The organism is Streptomyces sp. NPDC005931, assembly GCF_042871235.1.
GTDB lineage: Bacteria > Actinomycetota > Actinomycetes > Streptomycetales > Streptomycetaceae > Streptomyces.
In genome coordinates this window covers 48,269-65,972 of the sequence record NZ_JBIAIG010000002.1, presented here as the reverse complement: position 1 = coordinate 65,972, position 17,704 = coordinate 48,269, and the positions used below count along the sequence as shown (strand labels likewise).

The following is a 17,704-nucleotide window of genomic DNA, read 5'->3' as shown; positions in this document are numbered from 1 at the left end:
CGCGTCCCGCCCCCTCTCCCACGCCTACTAGACTTGTAACCAACACCCGGCAGACCCGCCGGGTGGTGACCCGAGGAGCCACCTTGGCTGCTGAGCTGCACGTCGCGCTGGTCGCGGCCGACCGAGAGGTCTGGTCCGGCGAGGCCACCCTGGTCGTCGCGCGCACCACGTCCGGCGACATCGGCGTCATGCCCGGTCACCAGCCGCTGCTCGGTGTGCTGGAGTCGGGCCCGGTGACCATCCGTACGAATGATGGTGGGACGGTCGTCGCCGCGGTGCACGGCGGTTTCATCTCGTTCGCGGACAACAAGCTCTCGCTGCTGGCCGAGATCGCCGAGCTGTCGGACGAGATCGACGTCCAGCGCGCCGAGCGGGCGCTCGAGCGCGCGAAGGCCGAGGCGGACGCCTCGGCCCAGCGCCGTGCGGGCGTCCGACTGCGCGCGGCGACGGCGGCGCGCTGAACCCAGCGTCGTGTAGATGACGTCACTCAGCCGCGGCCGGCACCGGAGCAATCCGGAGCCGGTCGCGGCTGAGGCAGATCTGGATGATTTTTCCGTTCCGTTACCTAGGAGACGAGGAGGTCGGTGCCGATGGTCCTCGCTCTGACTGTGTGCGGAATTGTCGTGGCGCTCGTGGTGGCGGCACTGTTCGTCTTCGGTCTGCGCCGCCGGCTGATCCAGCGCTCCGGCGGGACCTTCGACTGCAGTCTGCGCTGGGAGGTCCCCGAGGGGGGCGATCCCGGCGGCAAGGGCTGGGCCTACGGGGTGGCCCGCTACAACGGCGACCGGGTCGAGTGGTACCGGGTCTTCTCCTACGCTCCCCGTCCGCGCCGCATCCTGGAGCGTTCCGCGATCGAGGTGGCCGGCCGCCGTCTTCCCGAGGGCGAGGAGGAGCTGGCGCTGCTGTCCGACGCGGTGGTCCTCGCCTGTCTGCACCGGGGCACGCGCCTGGAGCTCGCCATGAGCGAGGACGCGCTGACCGGTTTCCTCGCGTGGCTCGAGGCGGCCCCACCGGGTCAGCGGGTGAACGTGGCGTAGCCTCGTTCACCCGCTGGGTGGGGTACCCCCGGACGTGGTCCGGGGGAGTGTTCATGTCGCCCGGGTGATCGACGGAGCTCGTGGCGAGCCCCGTCCCGCGGTCACCTCAGTCCGCTGTCGATGGCGCCCACCAGCTCACCGTTGGTGGTGTCGCCGCTGAACTCCCAGAAGAAGGCGCCGCCCAGGCCCTGGTTCTTGGCCCAGGCCATCTTGGTGTTGATCGTGGCCGGGGTGTCGTAGGACCACCAGTTGGTGCCGCAGTGGGCGTAGGCCGTCCCGGCGATGGTTCCCGTGGCCGGGCAGGAGGTCTTGAGGACCTTGTAGTCCTCGATGCCCTGCTCGTAGGTGCCGGTCGCCGGCCCCGTGGCGGTGCCGCCGGGGGCGGACTGGGTGACGCCGGTCCAGCCGCGGCCGTAGAAGCCGATGCCAAGGAGCAGCTTGCTCGCCGGGACTCCCTTGGCCTTGAACCTGGCGATCGCGTCGGCGGAGTTGAAGCCCGCCTGCGGGATGCCGGCGTACGAGGTCAGCGGCGAGTGCGGGGCGGTCGGGCCGTTCTTCGCCCAGGCGCCGAAGAAGTCGTACGTCATCACGTTGTACCAGTCGACGTACTTCGCGGCCTCGCCGTAGTCGGCGGCGTCGATCTTGCCGCCGTCGGAGGCGTCCGCGGTGGTGGCCGCGGTGACCAGATCGTTGCCGAACTCGGCGCGCATGGCCTTCATCATGCTGCTGAAGGCGTTCTTCGCGCTGGTGGTGTCACAGCTCAGACCGCAGGAGTTCGGGTACTCCCAGTCCAGGTCGATGCCGTCGAAGACGTCGGCCCAGCGCGGGTCCTCGACCAGGTCGTGGCAGGACTTGGCGAAGGCGGCCGGGTTCTTCACGGCGTCGGGGAAGCCGCCGGACCAGGTCCAGCCGCCGAACGACCACAGCACCTTGATGTGCGGGTACTTGGCCTTCAGCTTGCGCAGCTGGTTGAAGTTGCCGCGCAGCGGCTGGTCCCAGGTGTCGGCGACACCGTCGACGGACTGGTCGGCCGTGTAGGCCTTGTCGTAGTCGGCGTAGGCGTCACCGATCGTGCACTTGCCGCCCTGGACGTTGCCGAAGGCGTAGTTGATGTGCGTGATCTTCGCGGCGGAGCCGGAGGTGACCAGGTTCTTCACGTGGTAGTTGCGTCCGTAGACGCCCCAGTTGGTGAAGTAGCCCAGCTTGACCTTGTCGCCGGTGGGCGGTGGTTCCTCGGTGCCGCCCGTGGTGCGGACCTTCACCGAGCCGCTGACCGGACCGGTCTGGTCAGCGGTGTCGCGGGCCTGGACGGAGTACGAGTAGTCCGTGCCCTTGGTCAGGCCGGTGTCCGTGTACGAGGTGCTCGTCACGGTGGCGACCTTGGCGCCGTCGCGCAGCACGTCGTAGTTCTTGACGCCCTTGTCGTCGGTCGCGGCGGACCAGCTCAGCTTCACCGAGGTGTCGGTGACGCCCGACGCGGTGGGGGCGCCGGGAGCGCTGGGCGGGCTGTCGCCGGGAACGTCCGTGCCGCCGTCGCAACTGCCGCCGTTCAGCTTGCAGTCGGCGGGCGCGCCGGAGCCGGTGCCGTTGAACCCGAAGGAGACCGACGCCCCGGGGGCGAGGGTGCCGTTCCAGCTGAGGTTCTTGGCGGTCCAGTGGTCACCGGAGTTGGTGACCGTGGCGTCCCAGGCGGAGGTGACCTTGGTGCCGGCCGGGAAGTTCCACTCGACGGTCCAGTTGCTGAGGGTGGTGGTGCCGGTGTTCTTCACCGTCCACTTGCCCTCGAAGCCGGAGCCCCAGTCCTGGGTCTTGGCGTAGGTGGCGGTCGCGGACGTCGCGGCCTGGGCGGGGCCCGCGAGCGCGACGAGCCCGGTGAAGGGGAGCACCAGGGTCGCGAGCCCTGCCGCGGCTCTGTGTCTGAAGCGCATGTTGCGCCTCCTCTTGTGTGTACGGGGGGTGTGGGCATGACTGAGCCATCACGCCCGCAGTGCCGCGAGAATAGAAAGGTCTGGACCACAGGTCAATAGGTCTGGACCAGTGTCCCGGCGCTCCCCTTAGATCCCCAATTCCTGGGCCAGCACGGCCGCTTGAACCCTGCTGCGCAGTCCCAGCTTGCCCAGCAGGCGGCTGACGTGCGTCTTCACCGTCGCCTCGGCCATGTCGAGCCGGTCCGCGATGCCGGCGTTGGACAGCCCCTCGCCGAGGCAGGACAGCACCTCGCGCTCGCGCCGGGTGAGCGAGTCCAGCACCGCCGGATCCGCCGTCGCCCGGCGGGTGGACCCCGCCGCGAACTCGGAGATGAGCCGCCGGGTGACGGCCGGGGCGACGATGCCCTCCCCGCGCGCCACCGTGCGCACCGCCGCGATCAGGTCCTTGGCCTCCGTGTTCTTCAGCAGGAACCCGGCGGCCCCGGCCCGCAGCGCCCCGAACACGTACTCGTCCAGGTCGAAGGTGGTCAGCACCAGCACGTCGGCCAGCCCCTCCGCCACCACCTGCCGGGTCGCCGACACCCCGTCCAGGCGCGGCATCTGCACATCCATCAGCACCAGGTCCGGGCGCAGCTCCCGGGCGAGTGCCACCGCCTGCTCGCCGTCCGCCGCCTCGCCGGCCACCTCGATGTCGGGGGCGCTGCGCAGGATGAGGACCAGTCCGGCGCGGACGGCGGACTGGTCCTCGGCGACCAGGACGCGGATCATTCGGGGTCTCCTTCGGTGAGGGGGAGGGCGGCGCGTACGGCCCAGACCGTGCCGTCGGCCGAGTCCTCGGGGCCCGCCTCGAACGAGCCGCGCAGCAGGGCGGCCCGCTCCCGCATGCCCACCAGACCGGCACCGGAACCGGGGGCGCGCGGGCCGTCCCGGTCCCCGTGCGGACTCGTGACGCGGACGTCGAGCGTGCCGTCGTCCTGCCGCAGCAGGACGCGCACGGGCCCCGGGGCGGCGTGCTTGAGGGCGTTGGTCAGCGACTCCTGCACGATCCGGTACGCGGCCAGCTCGACCGGCGCGGGAACCGTGCCGTGCTCGGCCCGGAGCGTCACGTCCAGGCCGTTGGCCCGGGCGCCCGCCACCAGTGCGCCGAGCCCCTCCAGGGTGGGGGTGGCCGCCGGTTCCCGGTCGGCGGCGCCGTCGCGCAAAATGCCGATCAGGCGGCGCATCTCGTCGAGCCCCGCCACGCTGTTCTCCCGGATCACGCCGAGCGCGTCGCGGGAGGTCGCCGGGTCGTCCAGGGAGAGCGCGGCCGTGGAGTGGATGGCGATCGCGGAGAGATGGTTGGCCACCATGTCGTGCAGCTCCCGCGCCATGCGGGCGCGCTCCGCGACGACCGCCTGGGCACGGTCCATCTCGGCGAGCAGCGCGGTCTGTTCGGCCCGCAGCCGGGCGGCCTCCGCGGCATCGCGGTGGTTGCGCACGGTGAGGCCGGTCGTCGCGGGCCCGAACGCCAGGACACCGACGCCCACACCGATCAGCAGCGCCTCGGGCACCCGCCACACCGCGTACGGCACCAGCGTCCCGGCGATCGTCAGCAGCCCGGTGATCCGGGGGATGCGACGGGCCGCGGAGGGCGGGCCGTACAGGACGGCGGCGTACATCAGGTCGGTGTACATCGCGTACGTGGCGAGGCTGCCCCGGGTGAAGAGGTCCACGGCCAGGGCCAGGGTGCCGAGCAGCAGGGCGGTGCGCGGGGCGGTGCGGCGCAGCAGCTCGCAGCCCGCCATCACGGCGAGCGGGACGAGCAGCGGCCAGCGGCCGTCGAACAGCACGATCGGGTCGTCGGCCCGCCGGGTGCCCAGCCCGAGCCCCCACAGCAGCAGCCCGCCGAGCAGTCCGGCGAGCGCGGCCCACACGTCGATCCGGTGGGGGCGGGGGAGTCGTGACGCCATGGCACCATCCAACACGGCGCGACCAGGCGGTGCCTGATGCTGCGGAACGGTCCCGTACTGCATCTTTCGATGTACCGCGGGTTCGTCGGTGGCGACGACGAATCCGGCCGGTCCGCACGGGAGCCTGAGAGGGTGACCGAGAGGAGCGAACCGTGATCGTCGCCTTGATCGCCGCCTGCGAGATCGGCTTCTGGGTGCTGCTGGCCGCCGGCCTCGCCTGCCGGTACGTGTTCCGGATGCCGCGCCTGGGGCTGGCGCTGCTGCTGTGCGAACCGCTGCTGGAGGTCGTTCTGCTGGTCGCCACCGCACTGGACCTGAAGCACGGCGCCGAGCCGGACTGGACGCACGGTCTGGCCGCGCTCTACATCGGCTACACGGTCGGGCACGGCCACCGCACGGTGAAGTGGCTCGACGGACACGCCGCGCACCGGCTGGGCGGCGCCCCGAGGCCGGTCGGGCCGCCGCGCTACGGCACCGCCCGGGCCCGGCACGAGACGAGGGTCTGGCTGGGCACCCTCACCGGGGCGGCCGTCGCCACCGTGCTGCTCCAGCTGGCCGTCTGGTACGTCGACGACGCGAGCCGCACCGGCACCCTGGAGAGCTGGCGCTACGCCGCCTGGCGTGCCGCCGGCATCCACGGCCTGGTGGCCCTGGCGTACTGGATCTGGCCGAAGAAGGCCCCGGCGGGCGCGTCCCGGGAGCACGGCGCCGAGGAGAGGGAGAGCGCCCGGCGCTGAACCCGGCGGGGGATCAGCGCTCCCCGCCCGGCACCCACAGCACGTCGCCGGCCTCCCCGTTCGCGACACGGGCCAGGATGAACAGCAGGTCCGAGAGGCGGTTGAGGTAGGTGGCGGTGAGGGGGTTCATCGTCTCGCCGTGCACCTCCATGGCGGCCCAGGTGGAGCGCTCGGCCCGGCGCACGACGGTGCACGCCTGGTGCAGCAGGGCCGCGCCCGCCGTACCGCCCGGCAGGATGAAGGAGCGCAGCTTCTCCAGGCGCTCGTTGAAGCGGTCGCAGTCCGCCTCCAGCTTGTCGATGTAGAACTGCTCCACCCGCAGCGGCGGGAACTCCGGGTTCTCCACGACGGGGGTCGACAGGTCCGCGCCCACGTCGAACAGGTCGTTCTGCACCCGCGTGAGGACCGCGACCATGTCCTCCTCCAGACCGCCCAGCGCGATCGCCGTGCCGATCACCGCGTTCGCCTCGTTGGCGTCGGCGTAGGCGGCGATCCGCAGGTCCGTCTTCGGGACCCGGCTCATGTCACCGAGGTTCGTGGTGCCCTTGTCGCCGGTGCGGGTGTAGATGCGCGTCAGATTGACCATGCGGCCAGCCTAGTTACGCTCCGGCCGTCCGTAACCCTCGTGTGCCCACGGTCACGGCACTCGCGGCCAACTGAGCCGTCCGGCGCGCCGCGTGACCCTCCCCGGTGTGACGTCCGTCATGTGAGACGTGACGCGCATTACTTACCGGTCACACGGACCCTCTCGCCCGCTAGTGTCCGCCCGAGAGGACATGGACAGCGCGTATCAGGGGAGTCGCACAGTGGCACGCAAGCTCGCCGTCATCGGGGCCGGTCTCATGGGATCCGGCATCGCCCAGGTCTCCGCCCAGGCGGGCTGGGACGTCGTCCTGCGCGACGTGACCGACGAGGCACTCGCGCGGGGAACCGACGGGATCAAGGCGTCCTACGACAGGTTCGTGAGCAAGGGCAAGCTGGCGGCGGACGACGCCGAGGCCGCCCTCGCCCGGATCACGGCGACCACCGACCTGGACGCCTGCGGCGACGCGGACGTCGTCGTCGAGGCCGTCTTCGAGAAGCTCGAGGTCAAGCACGAGATCTTCCGCGCCCTCGACAAGATCGTCCGCGAGGACGCGGTGCTCGCCTCGAACACCTCCGCCATCCCGATCACCAAGATCGCGGCTGTGACGGAGCATCCGGAGCGGGTCGTCGGCACGCACTTCTTCTCGCCGGTGCCGATGATGCAGCTGTGCGAGCTGGTCCGCGGCCACAAGACCAGCGACGAAACCCTCGCCAGGGCGCGCGAGTTCGCCGAGTCGGTCGGCAAGACCTGCATCGTCGTCAACCGGGACGTCGCCGGCTTCGTGACCACCCGTCTCATCTGCGCCCTCGTCGTCGAGGCCGCGAAGCTGTACGAGTCGGGCGTGGCGAGTGCCGAGGACATCGACGTGGCCTGCAAACTGGGCTTCGGGCACGCCATGGGTCCGCTGGCCACCGCGGACCTCACCGGCGTCGACATCCTGCTGCACGCCACCGACAACATCTACACGGAGTCGCAGGACGAGAAGTTCGCGGCTCCCGAGCTGATGCGCCGGATGGTTGACGCCGGTGACATCGGCCGCAAGAGCCGGCAGGGCTTCTACAAGCACTGACACCGCAGGTGCCCCGGCGAGCATCACGCGCCAGGGTGAATTCGGTATCGGTTCGCTTACAAGGAGCAACCTCTGTCGACTCCACGCAGTCAGAGGTTGCATCACTGTCATCACGAACGCGGAGCACGAGACGCACGCACGGGGAGCGCATATGCACATCAGGGGCGACCACGCCGAGCTGGTCGTCGGGGGCCGCCTCGACGTCCGCAGCGCGGCGGACGCCCGTACGGTCCTGCACTCGGCCGTCGACGACGGAGTCGGCGACCTGGTGCTCGACCTGTCCGAACTGGACTCCTGGGACGCCACCGGCCTCGGGGTGATCATGGGGGCCCACCGGCGGGCCGGCCGCTGCGGCCGGCGCCTGGTGCTGCGCGGTGTCCCGCCGCAGATGCAGCGCCTGCTGGTGGCCACCCGGCTGCACCGCATCCTGGCGATCGAGGGGGGCATCGGGGTGGACACACTGCCCCGGGTGTGAGGCCGGTAACCGTGGGAACCGGAAGGGTCTGGAAGACCCGGGCCGACCTCGGCGAACCATGCGGCGCACGCACAATCCTCACGAGACTGTGACGTCTCGGACGGCGCGGTACCCCGGACTGTCGTAGATACTGAGCGAAGGTTTAGGGTCTGGCTGCCCGCTGCCTTGCAACCCTCGAGCGGGCCCGGACCAGAAGCGACAGCGCGGTGTGCAGTAAGGCCGGGAGGGGCTTCAGGCACACGACGCTTTTGGGGGGCTAGGACCTATGGACCCGAACAACCGGGGACCCGAGGAGTACGGCCACGACGACGGAGGCACCTCCCGGTCGAGCACATTCGAGACCGGGCCGGGCAACGCACCGCGCCAGCGCCCTCCCAGGGACGCCCTCGTATCCGACTTCGGGCAGCACGCGCCGCCCGCACTCGCCCGCACCGTGCAGCTCGTCTCCGGCGACTTCCTGCTCACCGTCAACCCGGTCGACGGCAGCGAGATGGAGCGCTGCCCGCCCACCGAACGGCCCGCCCGCCCCGGAAAGCTGACGGAGGCCGAGCGCGCCGAGGTGGAGCGCGCCGCCAAGCCGCCCGTCCCCCCGGGGCCCGCCCGCCCGGCGCTGCCGCTGCTCTCCCGCCAGGACGAGCGCGAGCAACTGGTCCGGCTGCTCGCCCGCGGCCGCTCCGTGCGCCTCACCGGCCCGGCCGGATCCGGCCGCACCCGGCTGCTCGACGTCGTCGCCGAGGACTGCGCCGATCTCGCCCCCGACGGCGTGATCCGCCTCAGCGGCCACCGGCGCACTGCCGAGGAACTGCTGTACGACCTCTTCTACGCCGTCTACAGCGCCTCGCTGTACCGACCGGAACGGGAGGAGCTGCTCGACCTCGCCCGCGAGATAGGCGCGGTCGTCGTGCTCGACGACATCGAGTTCGGCGGCGCGGCCCTCGACGAGCTGCTGGACGCCACTCCCGAGTGCGCCTTCCTGATCGGCGCCACCCCGGACGTGCCCGTACCGTCCGCCGACGCGGGCGTCGAGGAGGTCGTCCTCGAGGGACTCGACCGCGCGGCCGGCCTCGACCTGCTGGAGCACGCCGTCGGCCGCCGCCTCACCGAGGAGGAGGCCAACTGGGCCGGGGACCTGTGGTTCGAGTCCGAGGGCCTGCCGCTGCGCTTCGTCCAGGCCGGTGCCCTGCTGCGGCAGCGCGACCGGCTGCGGGCCGGCACCAGCGCCGTCGACGAGTTCGGCGTCTTCGAGGACGCGCGGCCCGAGGACCTGGCGTACGACACCGGCGACGGCGACGAGATCCCGTTGCCCTCGCTCGGTGAGGCCGCCGCGCCCGCCCCGCTGCTCGCCTCCCGGCTCAGCGCCTCCGCCCGCGCCACCCTGCGGTTCGCCGTCGCGCTCGGCGGCGAGGTGCCCCACCAGGCGCATCTGCCCGCGCTGGTCGGCGACACCCACGCCGACGCCGCGCTGGGTGAGCTGGTGGGCTGCGGCCTGGCCACCCCGGTCGGCTCCCGCTACCGCCTCGCCGCCGGTGTGCCGGCCCAGCTGGAGGCCGTCGGATACGGCGACGAGACCGAGGCGCAGGCCCTCACCGCCGCCCGGCACTACGCCTGGTGGGCCGGGCACCCCTCGGTCACCCCGGAGCGGGTGTGCGCCGAGGCCGACGCGGTGCTCGCCGCGCTCGGTGTGCTGGCGCCGCTGACCATGGCCCAGCTCCCCGCCCCGGCCGACCCGGAGGGAGCGTCCACGGCCGCCGAGGACGCGCAGAGCCCGGCCGTGGAGCTGGCCCGCACCGCGGCGCCGGCGTTCGCCGCGGGCCTGCACTGGAGCGCCTGGGAACGCGCGCTGCGGGCGGGCGCGGAGGCCGCGCGGCTCGCCGGGGACGTTGCGGAACAGGCGTACTTCCACCACGAGCTCGGCATCCACGCGCTGTGCGCGGGACGACTGGACCGGGCCCGTGCCGAACTCGAGGCGGCCATCGGGCTGCGCGGCGCCCTCGCCGACAAGCGCGGCACGGTCGCCGGCCGCCGGGCGCTGGCCCTGGTCGCGGACCGTTCCGGCACGCCGCTGGCCCTCGCGCCCACCGCGGGGGAGGAGGTGCCCGACGCCCGCCACGAGGAGTCGGCCCCGCCGCCCCGTGGGGTTCCGGCCGCCTTCCCCGAGCTCCAGCCGCCGGCCGACACCGCGCTGATCGTCCACCGCACCGCGCCGTCGCCCACCCCCGTGCCCGCGGGCAGGGCGGGCGGCGGCGGTCTGAAGGGCATGGCCCGGCGCAACCTCGTGGCGGCCGGCGCGGGCGCGCTGCTCGTGGCCGTGCTGGGCACGGTGGTGACCCTCGGCGCCACGTCGGAGAACGACGCCACCAACCCGTCCGACCGGGTCGGTGTCAACCCGTCCGCGAGCCAGGGCATCGACGACGGCAGCCTGGGCGCCGACCCGGCGGCCGAAGAGGGCGGCGACACCGGCGAGGCCACGAGCCGGCCCACCGACCCCGGCCCGGACGGCACCCTCGGCACCTCCGACGACCCGACGCCCACGGCCTCCACGTCGGGCGGGCCGTCGGACGACCCGAGCGACAGCCCGGACCAGGGCAAACCGTCGAAGTCGCCGTCCGGGACGACCTCGAAGCCGCCCACGTCCAAGCCGTCCCAGTCCACCAAGCCGCCGACCAGTCCCTCGACCCCGTCGACACCGACCGACCAGCCGACGGAGACCGAGACGACACCGCCGACGACGCCCAGCTCCGAGCCCCCGCCCCCGGAGACCAGCGACACGGCCAGCGGCCCGGCGTCCTCCGCGCCGGCGGAGGCGAGCACGACGGCGAGCGCCCCGGAGAGCGGCGGCACGGGCACCCCGGACGGCGCCGGGACGCTCATCTGACGCCCCCGGAGCGGACGAACGGGCCGGGCCCCCCGAGGGGAGCCCGGCCCGTGGCCCGTACGGCGGTCAGAACAGGCGGAGTTTGTCGTCCTCGATGCCGCGCAGGGCGTCGTAGTCGAGGACCTGGCAGCCGATGCCGCGGTCGGTGGCCAGGACCCGGGCCTGGGGCTTGATCTCCTGGGCGGCGAAAATGCCGCGGACCGGGGCCAGATGGGGGTCGCGGTTCAGCAGTTCGAGGTAGCGGGTGAGCTGCTCCACGCCGTCGATCTCCCCCCGCCGCTTGATCTCCACCGCGACGGTCCGCCCGTCGGCGTCCCGGCACAGGATGTCCACCGGCCCGATGGCCGTCGGGTACTCGCGGCGGATGAGGGTGTACCCCTCGCCCAGGGTCTCGATGCGGTCGGCGAGCAGCTCCTGCAAGTGGGCCTCGACACCGTCCTTGATCAAGCCAGGATCGACACCGAGTTCGTGCGAGGAGTCGTGCAGGACCTCCTCCATCGTGATGATGAGCTTCTCGCCCGCCTTGTTGACGACGGTCCAGACGCCCTCCTCGTCGCCCGTGCCCTCCTTCAGCGTGCAGGGCGGCGACATCCAGTTGAGGGGCTTGTAGGCCCGGTCGTCGGCATGAATGGACACGCTGCCGTCCGCCTTCACCAGGATCAGACGGGGTGCCGAGGGCAGGTGCGCGGTGAGCCGCCCGGCGTAGTCCACGGAGCAGCGGGCAATGACGAGACGCATGGTCGGCAACGCTACTCGACAGCCCCGGCCCGGCGCGATTCGCCCTCACAGCAGACCCCGGTGACCCGTGCGGCGCGTCCCGAATCTCCTGGAAAACGCGTGTTCCGCGATGGCCGATTACCGGCCCACAGGAAGTTCCCCATACCGGCATTCTCCTGGTGCGGTCACGGTCCGTTGCTTACCGTAGTGAACGGGAGGTCGCGAGGTGTGTACGCAGCGTGTCCGATGTCGCGGACTCCCCTATCTGTCAGGCAACCCCTGCTCGTTGGGGGTGCGAGAGGAGAACCCATGTCGCTCGACGTCTCACCGGCCCTACTCGAACAGGCCGAGCGAGGCGAGGTCGACGAAGCTGACTTCGTCGACTGCGTCCGGACCTCCCTGCCCTACGCGTGGGAGATGATCAGCTCCCTGGTGGCCCAGCTGAAGGTGGACGGCGGAGCCTTCGCCGACAACCAGACGCCCCCGCCGGACGAGCAGGCACGCGGTCAGCTGCTGCGTGCGCTCGCGAGTGACGCGATACGCGGCGCGCTGCAACGGCACTTCGGTGTACGGCTGGCCTTCCAGAACTGCCACCGGGTGGCCGTGTTCCCGCTTGAGTCCTCGGTCGACGAGACGCTGGCCCGCTTCACCTCGGTCCGCAGTCAGCTGCTGAACCAGTCGCCGGAACTGCGCGACTGCTGACGCGCCCCATTCGTACGCTTGCCGCTCCGCACGCAGGAGGTGCAGTGGGTACCGGGGCGGCAAGCCTCCGTGGAACCCCCCGCTCGCTCAGGTGAGTTGGGGGAGTACCTCGGTCCCGAGCCGCCGTACGTTCTCCTCGGTCGCCGCCAGGTCGCCGGATCCCTCGACGAGCAGGGCGAAGCGGGAGATGCCGGTCCGCTCCCCGGTCGCCGCGAGGCGGTCGGCGCACAGCCGCGGCGTGCCCACCGGGTGCAGGCCGCAGAGCAGTTCGGTGTACGCCAGCGGATCGCGCATCTGCCGCAGCCGCCCGTCCACCGTGATGTGCGCCTCGAGGCCCTGCCGCAGCCAGCCCGGCATCGCCTTCAGCAGGGTCTCGACCGCGTCCGTGCGCCGGTCGGCGATCTGGCAGATCCCGGCCGAGACGTGCGCCGCCTGGTGGACCTCCTCCGGGGACCGCCCGCACGCCCGGGCGTGCCGCCGCCACAGGCCGACCATCTCGGCCTTCTCCTCGTCCCCGACGTGCATGCCGAGCAGCATCGGCAGCCCGCGCTCGGCCGCCAGCCGCACGCTCGCCGGAGACGTGCAGGCGACCACGACCTCCGGGCCCCCGGCGTCCGTGAGCGCCTCCGACGGGCGCGGCACGACCGGGACCTCACGGAACCGGAAGCGCTCGCCGTCGGCCGCGACGGTGGGTTCGCGCAGCCAGCGCAGCAGCAGATCGAGCGATTCCGGGAACCTCTGCTCGTACGCCTCCAGGCCGGCCCCGAACACCTCCAGATCGACCCACGGCCCGCCGCGTCCCACCCCCAGGGAGAACCGTCCGCCGCTGGTGACGTGCAGCAGGGCGGCCTGCTCGCCGAGGGCCACGGGGTGGGCGGTGGGCAGCACGCTGACCGCCGTGCCGACCCGCAGCCGGCGGGTGCGGCCGAGCAGCAGCGCGGCCAGGGTCACCGCCGACGGACAGGTGCCGTACGGCACGAAGTGGTGCTCGGCCAGCCAGACCGAGTCCAGCCCGGCCTCCTCGGCCACCTCGGCCGAGCGGACCGCACGGTGCAGCGCCTCCCCCTCGCCCTGACCCGGGAACCGGGCGGCCAGTACAAAACTTCCCACGCGCATTGCTTACCTGCTTCCTTGGCTCCGACACGGAGCTCCCCCACAGGGCATAACCGTCTGACACGTGCCGAGGACACGGCCGGGCGGGGGACTTTGCGGATTGTCTGCAGAATGCGCCGGTGGGTGGGGGCACCGGGTCCGCCGGAAGGTGACGTGTGACGTATGGCGGCGTACGTGTACCCCCTGGGGACCCGCGTAGGCTGGGATGCGGTCCGCGCATCCCGTAGAAGCCCCGTGAGGTGTTCTGTGTCCCCGCGTCGCAACCGACCCAAGGGAGCCGGTACGTCCGGCCGGAGCGCCGAGGACGACCGACCCGGCCGCTACGGCGGCTGGCAGTCCACCGAGCACTGGCGGGGCGAGGAGTGGAGCGTGCGGCACGTCGCGGGTGCCAGCGCACAGGGCAAGGCGTACCGCTGCCCCGGGTGCGACCAGTTGATCCCGGACGGGGTGCCGCACGTGGTCACCTGGCCCGAGCACGCGGGCGTCGACGACCGCCGGCACTGGCACAAGGCGTGCTGGAACGCGCGGGACCGCCGCACCACGCGGGTGCGGCGGTCCCGTGACGCGCCCAGATCCTGACCGGCCGGGAAGTTGCGTCGGCCCGGGCCGGGTTCAGACGTCGCGCTTCTCCAGCAGTGCGAAGGCACCGCCGAGGACCACGGCCGTGACCCCGAGCATGATCCACAGCGGGTCCCAGCCCGAGGGGCCGGTCTGGCTCAGGGAGTTGGAGTAGAAGACGCTGAGCTGGTTGGGGATGGAGTACTCGAACAGCGCCTGCTGCACGTCCTCCAGCGACTGCGAGAACATGAACAGCGCGATCACCAGCGGAGCGAGCACGGCACCGATCATGATGGTGATGGCGCCGGCCGAGTGCCGGACCACCGAGCCGACGGCCAGCGACAGCGTGCCGAGCAGCGCGATGTACAGCGCGATGCCGACGGTACCCCGCAGCCACTCGCCCCCGGTCGGGTCCTTCGCGCCGTTGTCCGCCAGCAGAGCCACGTGCAGGAAGGCCATCAAGGTGGCGGACACCAGCGTCACCACGAAGGCGACCAGGAAGAACACCACGGCCTTCGCCGCGAGCACCCGGCCCCGGGAGGGGCAGGCGACCATCGTGGTGCGGATCATGCCGGTGCCGTACTCCGAGGCCGTGGTCAGCACGCCCAGCGTGATGATGCACATGCTGCCCAGCAGCAGCCCGAAGAAGCCGATGGACAGCGGGCTCTCGTTGTTCAGGTCCGTGCCCGAGCTCGCGACCACCAGACCGGTGAGCAGGCCGATGCCGACGACGAGCAGCACGAACACGCCCAGCGTCCACATCGTGGAGCGCACCGAGCGGATCTTGGTCCACTCGGAGGCGATCGCGTGCCCGAGGTGCGTGCGCACCACCGGGATCGGCGAGGTGTAGCCGGGATACGCGGCTCCGGGGGCCGCCTGCCATGCGGGTGCGGCGGTCTGCGGCATCGGGGGCTGGGGCGTGCTCATCGGGCGTCCTCGGGCTTGGTCAGGTCGGAGCTGGTGGGGACGGACGGCGGCGCGGCGGGCGGGGCGGCCGGGGCCTGGCCCTGGGGCGCCTGCGGGGCGAACTGGGCGTACGGGTTGGGCGCCTGGGCCAGGTGGCCCGCGCCCGGTGCCGGCGCGGCGTACGGACCGGCCGGCGGCTGCCCGGCGCTCTGCGGTGCGGCGAACGGCTGACCGCCCTGCGCCGGCGGCGGCGGGGCGTACCAGCCGGGCTGGCCCTGACCCGGGACCGGTACCGGCGGCTGCGCGCCCGGCGGCAGCGGCTGCTGGAGCCCCTGCTTCTGGTCGACGGTGGAGCGGTAGTCGACGACGCCCTGCGTCATGCGCATGTACGCCTCCTCCAGCGAGGCCTGGTGGGGCGAGAGCTCCCACAGCCGTACGTCGCTGTCGTGGGCGATGTCGCTGATGCGCGGCAGCGGCAGTCCCGTCACCCGCAGCGCGCCGTCCTGCTCGGGCAGCACGTGGCCGCCCGCCTCGGTGATGGCGGCGGACAGTTTCTCGCGCGCCTGCGGCTCGGTGTCCGGGGTGCGCACGCGAGCGAAATCGGCCGAGTTGGCGGAGATGAAGTCCGTCACGCTCATGTCGGCGAGCAGCTGGCCGCGGCCGATGACGATGAGGTGGTCCGCGGTCAGCGCCATCTCGCTCATCAGGTGCGAGGAGACGAAGACCGTGCGGCCCTCCGCCGCGAGGGACTTCATCAGGTTGCGCACCCAGAGGATGCCCTCGGGGTCGAGGCCGTTGACCGGTTCGTCGAACAGCAGCACCTGGGGGTCGCCGAGCAGCGCGGCGGCGATGCCGAGGCGCTGTCCCATGCCGAGCGAGAAGCCCTTGGACCGCTTCCCCGCCACCTCGTGCAGGCCGACCACGCCCAGCACCTCGTCCACCCGCCGGGCCGGGATGCCCGACAGCTGGGCCAGGCTCAGCAGGTGGTTGCGGGCCGCCCGTCCGCCGTGCACCGCCTTGGCGTCCAGCAGGGCGCCGACCTGTCGGGGAGCGTTGGGGAGCTTGCGGTACGGATAGCCGCCGATCGTCACCTGCCCCGAGGTGGGGTTGTCCAGGCCCAGGATCATGCGCATCGTCGTCGACTTGCCGGATCCGTTCGGGCCCAGGAAGCCGGTGACGGCGCCGGGCCGTACCTGGAAGGAAAGGTTGTACACAGCGGTCTTGTCGCCGTAGCGCTTGGTCAGGCCGACTGCCTCGATCATGCTCCGCACCCATCAAAGGTTCAGGACAGCGGGGCACACGCCCCCGTAAGGGTTAGGAGGATATCCAGGCGCCGACGGTTCCGTTCAAGCGTGGGCAAAAACCGGTCCCGCCCGGTCCCGTGCTACGCGTCGCGCCTCTTGAGTACCAGGAAACCGCCCACGAGCGCCGCGAGCGCCCACAGCACCATGATCCCCAGGCCGGCGGCGATCCCGGGGCGCCGGCCCCTGCCGAGCGAGAACCCCTTGGCCTTCTTCCTCGCCACGGCCGTCAGCCCCACCGTGTCCAGCACCTCGTGCACCCGCTGCCGCGGGATGCCGTTGCTCTGGGCGAGCCACAGCAGGTGGTTGAAGGCGCTGCGCCCGCCGTGCACCGCCTTGGCGTCCAGCAGGGCGCCGATGCACGTGATCGGGTCCTTGAGCCGGTGGTAGTGGCTGCCGTCGATGCGGCGCCCCCGGCGGTGGGGCGGTCCAGGCCCGGCATCATCCGGATGGTGGTCGACTTGCCCGCGCCATTGGGGCCGAGGAAGCTCGTGACGATGCCCGGTCCGACGGCGGGTGTACGTCAGATGGTTGACGGCCACCTTCTCGCCGTACCGCTTGGTCAGCCCCTCGAGCTCGATCATGCGGCCACGCCCAAAAGGGACAAAGCCCTCTGCCACCCCAGTGGCAGAGGGCTTCGCGTGTTTTCAGCCGTTGTACTCCCGGACGTTACCGGGACTGCTGGGCCGGCACCCCGCGGGAGATCGGCTCGTCCTCGGTGGCGGGCGCACCGGTCGCGGCCACCGCAGCACCCGTGAGCGTGGCGAGCATCTCGCGGACGTTCGTCAGCTGGGCGTTGATGGAGTCGCGGCGGTTGGTCAGGGCCGCGAGCTCGCGCTCGGATTCCGAACGGATCCGGTCCGCCTTGGCGTTGGCGTCGGCCACGATGTCCTCGGCCTGGCGCTGCGCGGTCTCCACCGTCTGGCGGGCGCGGCGCTCGGCGTCGGTGCGCAGCTTCTCGGCCTCCAGGCGCAGCTGCTCCGCGCGGTGCTCGATCTCCGCCAGACGCTTCTCCGCCTTGGCCTGACGGGACGCCAGGTCGCGCTCGGACTGCTCGCGGCGCTTGGCCAGGTTCGTCTCGAAGTCGGCGGCGGCCTGCGCCGCCTTGGCGCGGGTCTCCTCGAAGAGGGCGTCCGCCTCCTCACGCTTGGACTGCGCGTCCTTCTGCGCCTCGGTACGCAGCTGAGCGGCGTCGCTCTTGGCCTTCTCGACGATCCGGACGCCCTCGTCCTCGGCCTTGGCCTTGCGCTCGGCGGCGTACGACTCGGCGTCGTTGCGCACCTGCTGGGCGGCCGACTCGGCGAGTTCGCGGTGCTGCTCCGCCGCGCGCCGGGCCTCCTCGCGAAGGTCCTTCGCCTCTTCCTCGGCGAGCCGCAGGATCTTCTCCACGCGTGCGCCGAGACCCGCGTACGACGGCTCGGCGTCGGTGACCTGCGCCTGGGCGTTCTGCGTCTCGAGGTGGAGTTCCTCGATGCGCTTCTCCAGAGCGGTGATGCGGGCGAGAGCACTGTCACGGTCGGAGACGAGCTTGGAGATACGTTCGTCCACCTGAGCGCGGTCGTACCCACGCCGCACAAGCTCGAAGCCGTAGGGGGAAGTGTCGCTCATGGGATTCCTGTCGAATGAGACCGGTGAGGTGATAGGTGGAATCCTAGGGGCCGAAGCGGTGTGTCATCGAGCGGATGCACGTTTGATACGGAGAATGACACCCCTTTTGAGTGGCTAACCGTCGGAGCCCTTGCCAAAGCCTT

Annotated in this window: 17 protein-coding genes and 1 pseudogene; 8 read left to right on the top strand and 10 right to left on the bottom strand. The window is 71.9% G+C overall.

The features are described from left to right. Positions 1 to 83 precede the first annotated feature (83 nt). A complete protein-coding gene (locus ACFYOV_RS04195) occupies positions 84 to 461 on the top strand; it encodes a F0F1 ATP synthase subunit epsilon (RefSeq protein WP_389082596.1) in 378 nt (125 codons plus the stop codon). 129 nt (positions 462 to 590) lie between these two features. After that, complete coding sequence (locus ACFYOV_RS04190) at positions 591 to 1,037, top strand: DUF2550 domain-containing protein (protein ID WP_389082594.1); 447 nt, start codon at positions 591 to 593, stop codon at positions 1,035 to 1,037. A 101-nt stretch (positions 1,038 to 1,138) separates the two neighbouring features. On the opposite strand, the gene ACFYOV_RS04185 is transcribed toward ACFYOV_RS04190, so the two are convergent. The 3 genes from ACFYOV_RS04185 to ACFYOV_RS04175 form a co-directional block, all read right to left on the bottom strand. Continuing rightward, entirely contained in the window at positions 1,139 to 2,965 is a 1,827-nt protein-coding gene (locus ACFYOV_RS04185) for a glycosyl hydrolase family 18 protein (protein ID WP_389082591.1), read from the bottom strand. 126 nt (positions 2,966 to 3,091) lie between these two features. After that, positions 3,092 to 3,733, bottom strand: coding sequence for a response regulator (locus tag ACFYOV_RS04180; RefSeq protein WP_389082589.1), 642 nt, complete (start codon positions 3,731 to 3,733; stop codon positions 3,092 to 3,094). Next, entirely contained in the window at positions 3,730 to 4,914 is a 1,185-nt protein-coding gene (locus ACFYOV_RS04175; RefSeq protein WP_389082587.1) for a sensor histidine kinase, read from the bottom strand. The genes ACFYOV_RS04180 and ACFYOV_RS04175 overlap by 4 nt, the downstream gene beginning before the upstream one ends. A 152-nt stretch (positions 4,915 to 5,066) precedes the next feature. On the opposite strand from ACFYOV_RS04175, the gene ACFYOV_RS04170 reads away from it, so the two are divergent. Next, complete coding sequence (locus ACFYOV_RS04170; RefSeq protein WP_389082584.1) at positions 5,067 to 5,651, top strand: hypothetical protein; 585 nt, start codon at positions 5,067 to 5,069, stop codon at positions 5,649 to 5,651. Positions 5,652 to 5,664: 13 nt separating this feature from the next. Here ACFYOV_RS04170 and ACFYOV_RS04165 read toward each other — a convergent pair whose 3' ends face one another. Continuing rightward, positions 5,665 to 6,237 (bottom strand): cob(I)yrinic acid a,c-diamide adenosyltransferase, encoded by a 573-nt coding sequence (locus ACFYOV_RS04165; protein WP_389082582.1) that lies wholly within the window; start codon positions 6,235 to 6,237, stop codon positions 5,665 to 5,667. Positions 6,238 to 6,457: 220 nt separating this feature from the next. Here ACFYOV_RS04165 and ACFYOV_RS04160 point away from each other — a divergent pair, with 220 nt between their 5' ends. The 3 genes from ACFYOV_RS04160 (at position 6,458) to ACFYOV_RS04150 (ending at position 10,656) form a co-directional block, all read left to right on the top strand. Continuing rightward, positions 6,458 to 7,306, top strand: coding sequence for a 3-hydroxyacyl-CoA dehydrogenase family protein (locus ACFYOV_RS04160; protein WP_389082579.1), 849 nt, complete (start codon positions 6,458 to 6,460; stop codon positions 7,304 to 7,306). A 151-nt stretch (positions 7,307 to 7,457) separates the two neighbouring features. Continuing rightward, entirely contained in the window at positions 7,458 to 7,781 is a 324-nt protein-coding gene (locus ACFYOV_RS04155; protein WP_389082577.1) for an STAS domain-containing protein, read from the top strand. A 265-nt stretch (positions 7,782 to 8,046) separates the two neighbouring features. Continuing rightward, positions 8,047 to 10,656, top strand: a complete 2,610-nt coding sequence (locus ACFYOV_RS04150) for an ATP-binding protein (protein WP_389082574.1) — start codon at positions 8,047 to 8,049, stop codon at positions 10,654 to 10,656. 66 nt (positions 10,657 to 10,722) lie between these two features. On the opposite strand, the gene nucS is transcribed toward ACFYOV_RS04150, so the two are convergent. Beyond that, positions 10,723 to 11,394, bottom strand: a complete 672-nt coding sequence (gene nucS, locus ACFYOV_RS04145) for an endonuclease NucS (RefSeq protein WP_389082572.1) — start codon at positions 11,392 to 11,394, stop codon at positions 10,723 to 10,725. A 288-nt stretch (positions 11,395 to 11,682) separates the two neighbouring features. Here nucS and ACFYOV_RS04140 point away from each other — a divergent pair, with 288 nt between their 5' ends. Continuing rightward, entirely contained in the window at positions 11,683 to 12,075 is a 393-nt protein-coding gene (locus ACFYOV_RS04140) for an SCO5389 family protein (protein WP_389082569.1), read from the top strand. A gap of 87 nt (positions 12,076 to 12,162) precedes the next feature. Here the strand turns inward: ACFYOV_RS04140 and ACFYOV_RS04135 are convergent, their stop codons facing one another. Further along, the gene (locus ACFYOV_RS04135; protein WP_389082567.1) at positions 12,163 to 13,191 is read right to left on the bottom strand and encodes an LLM class flavin-dependent oxidoreductase; all 1,029 of its coding nucleotides are present in this window, start codon (positions 13,189 to 13,191) and stop codon (positions 12,163 to 12,165) included. A 243-nt stretch (positions 13,192 to 13,434) separates the two neighbouring features. Here ACFYOV_RS04135 and ACFYOV_RS04130 point away from each other — a divergent pair, with 243 nt between their 5' ends. Next, positions 13,435 to 13,767, top strand: coding sequence for an ATP/GTP-binding protein (locus tag ACFYOV_RS04130; protein WP_389082564.1), 333 nt, complete (start codon positions 13,435 to 13,437; stop codon positions 13,765 to 13,767). Between the two features lie 33 nt (positions 13,768 to 13,800). On the opposite strand, the gene ACFYOV_RS04125 is transcribed toward ACFYOV_RS04130, so the two are convergent. From ACFYOV_RS04125 to ACFYOV_RS04110, 4 genes and pseudogenes are all read right to left on the bottom strand, one after another. After that, a complete protein-coding gene (locus ACFYOV_RS04125; protein ID WP_389082562.1) occupies positions 13,801 to 14,673 on the bottom strand; it encodes an ABC transporter permease subunit in 873 nt (290 codons plus the stop codon). Further along, entirely contained in the window at positions 14,670 to 15,914 is a 1,245-nt protein-coding gene (locus ACFYOV_RS04120) for an ABC transporter ATP-binding protein (RefSeq protein WP_389082559.1), read from the bottom strand. The genes ACFYOV_RS04125 and ACFYOV_RS04120 overlap by 4 nt, the downstream gene beginning before the upstream one ends. Before the next feature lie 194 nt (positions 15,915 to 16,108). Beyond that, positions 16,109 to 16,537 (bottom strand): annotated as a pseudogene (locus ACFYOV_RS04115) (ATP-binding cassette domain-containing protein); the annotation flags it as partial. A gap of 85 nt (positions 16,538 to 16,622) precedes the next feature. Then, positions 16,623 to 17,561, bottom strand: a complete 939-nt coding sequence (locus tag ACFYOV_RS04110) for a cellulose-binding protein (RefSeq protein ID WP_389082557.1) — start codon at positions 17,559 to 17,561, stop codon at positions 16,623 to 16,625. Positions 17,562 to 17,704: the final 143 nt, after the last annotated feature.

Excerpts from the sequence above, each read along its gene's own strand:
- ACFYOV_RS04140 (WP_389082569.1), top strand. The coding sequence starts at position 11,683 with ATGTCGCTCGACGTCTCACCGGCCCTACTCGAACAGGCCGAGCGAGGC.
- ACFYOV_RS04180 (WP_389082589.1), bottom strand. The coding sequence starts at position 3,733 with ATGATCCGCGTCCTGGTCGCCGAGGACCAGTCCGCCGTCCGCGCCGGA.
- ACFYOV_RS04190 (WP_389082594.1), top strand. The coding sequence starts at position 591 with ATGGTCCTCGCTCTGACTGTGTGCGGAATTGTCGTGGCGCTCGTGGTG.
- ACFYOV_RS04155 (WP_389082577.1), top strand. The coding sequence starts at position 7,458 with ATGCACATCAGGGGCGACCACGCCGAGCTGGTCGTCGGGGGCCGCCTC.
- ACFYOV_RS04120 (WP_389082559.1), bottom strand. The coding sequence starts at position 15,914 with ATGATCGAGGCAGTCGGCCTGACCAAGCGCTACGGCGACAAGACCGCT.
- ACFYOV_RS04175 (WP_389082587.1), bottom strand. The coding sequence starts at position 4,914 with ATGGCGTCACGACTCCCCCGCCCCCACCGGATCGACGTGTGGGCCGCG.
- ACFYOV_RS04125 (WP_389082562.1), bottom strand. The coding sequence starts at position 14,673 with ATGAGCACGCCCCAGCCCCCGATGCCGCAGACCGCCGCACCCGCATGG.
- ACFYOV_RS04185 (WP_389082591.1), bottom strand. The coding sequence starts at position 2,965 with ATGCGCTTCAGACACAGAGCCGCGGCAGGGCTCGCGACCCTGGTGCTC.
- ACFYOV_RS04150 (WP_389082574.1), top strand. The coding sequence starts at position 8,047 with ATGGACCCGAACAACCGGGGACCCGAGGAGTACGGCCACGACGACGGA.
- nucS (WP_389082572.1), bottom strand. The coding sequence starts at position 11,394 with ATGCGTCTCGTCATTGCCCGCTGCTCCGTGGACTACGCCGGGCGGCTC.
- ACFYOV_RS04135 (WP_389082567.1), bottom strand. The coding sequence starts at position 13,191 with ATGCGCGTGGGAAGTTTTGTACTGGCCGCCCGGTTCCCGGGTCAGGGC.
- ACFYOV_RS04110 (WP_389082557.1), bottom strand. The coding sequence starts at position 17,561 with ATGAGCGACACTTCCCCCTACGGCTTCGAGCTTGTGCGGCGTGGGTAC.
- ACFYOV_RS04165 (WP_389082582.1), bottom strand. The coding sequence starts at position 6,237 with ATGGTCAATCTGACGCGCATCTACACCCGCACCGGCGACAAGGGCACC.